The organism is Pseudomonas ulcerans (assembly GCF_036324125.1).
Classification (GTDB): domain Bacteria; phylum Pseudomonadota; class Gammaproteobacteria; order Pseudomonadales; family Pseudomonadaceae; genus Aquipseudomonas; species Aquipseudomonas ulcerans.
The window spans coordinates 1-1,252 of record NZ_JAZDQN010000097.1; the positions used below are offsets into that span (position 1 = coordinate 1).

Sequence of the window (1,252 nt, forward strand, 5' to 3'; positions counted from 1 at the left end):
GTCACACCAGTGATGCTGTTGGTCAGCGGAGTGTTGGTGTTCAACACGTTATTCGGGGCAATGAAGTCCACCGAGCCAGAGCTGGAGTTCACTGGAATGGTGATCGACTGGCCGTTAGCCAGGCTGATTACCAGCGGCGTGCCCGTAACCGGCGAGGTGACCGAAGCGACGTAGGTGACGACGCCACCCTCAACTGCCGAAGCCGTAGCAGTCAGCGTTACGGTGCTGGTGTCGATGCTGTCGGTAACTGCGGTGACGGCAGCGGTCTGGCTGACTTCCAGATGCTCGAAGTCACCCCCGGTGGTGCCAGTGATGGTGACGCTGACATTGCCGCCGTCGACGTAGACGGTGTTCTGCGGTGCGGGGAAGGTGATTGAGCCTTCGCTCAAACCTTTACCAATGGTGATGGTTTCGCCATTGGTCGGGGTAAGGGGATTCGAACTCCTGACATCCTGCTCCCAAAGCAGGCGCGCTACCGGACTGCGCTATACCCCGGTAAAAAAAAGACACCGATGAAGGTGCCTTTTTTAGTGGCTGGGCGCTAATGGCGTTCCAGCCTTTTAAGATTCGAAGCCAGCGAACCGGACTCGAAAATGGTGGGTCGTGTAGGATTCGAACCTACGACCAATTGGTTAAAAGCCAACTGCTCTACCAACTGAGCTAACGACCCAAAAATGGTCGGGGTAAGGGGATTCGAACTCCTGACATCCTGCTCCCAAAGCAGGCGCGCTACCGGACTGCGCTATACCCCGGCTTGAAATTTGGCTCCGCGACCTGGACTCGAACCAGGGACCCAATGATTAACAGTCATTTGCTCTACCGACTGAGCTATCGCGGGTTCGGTGGACTTCATTGCTCCGAATAACGTGTTGAACACCAACACCCCGCTGACCAACAGCATCACCGGTGTGACTGGCGGTAACTACGAGCACCTGGAAACCGCTGGTACTCCGACCACTGTCGTCACCGACGATCCAGCTCGCCTGGACACCACCGGCCTGACCCTGTCGGCCTCCGGCACTGTCCAGGAAGGCGGTGAAATCACCTACACCGCTCGCCTGACCAACCCGGCCGGTACGGAGATGAAGATTTCGCTGAGCAACGGCGAGACCATCACCATCGGCAAGGGCCTGAGCGAAGGTTCCATCACCTTCCCTGCTCCGCAGAACACCGTCTATGTGGATGGCGGCAATGTCAGCGTGACCATCACTGGCACCACCGGTGGTGACTTCGAGCACCTGGAAGTCAGCCC

At 57.8% G+C, this 1,252-nt stretch carries 2 protein-coding genes and 4 tRNA genes; 1 reads left to right on the forward strand and 5 read right to left on the reverse strand.

What is annotated here, in order from left to right; translation table 11 throughout:
• From V0R59_RS31690 to V0R59_RS31710, 5 genes are all read right to left on the reverse strand, one after another.
• Positions 1 to 389: immunoglobulin-like domain-containing protein (locus V0R59_RS31690; protein WP_330105866.1), on the reverse strand; the 389-nt coding region annotated here is incomplete at its 3' end.
• 29 nt (positions 390 to 418) lie between these two features.
• Positions 419 to 495: transfer RNA gene (locus V0R59_RS31695), tRNA-Pro, on the reverse strand.
• 99 nt (positions 496 to 594) lie between these two features.
• Positions 595 to 670: transfer RNA gene (locus V0R59_RS31700), tRNA-Lys, on the reverse strand.
• Positions 671 to 675: 5 nt separating this feature from the next.
• Positions 676 to 752 (reverse strand) — tRNA-Pro (locus tag V0R59_RS31705).
• 10 nt (positions 753 to 762) lie between these two features.
• Positions 763 to 838: transfer RNA gene (locus tag V0R59_RS31710), tRNA-Asn, on the reverse strand.
• Positions 839 to 869: 31 nt separating this feature from the next.
• Here V0R59_RS31710 and V0R59_RS31715 point away from each other — a divergent pair.
• Positions 870 to 1,252, forward strand: a 383-nt coding sequence (locus tag V0R59_RS31715) for an immunoglobulin-like domain-containing protein (RefSeq protein ID WP_330105867.1), incomplete at its 3' end; no start/stop codon positions are given.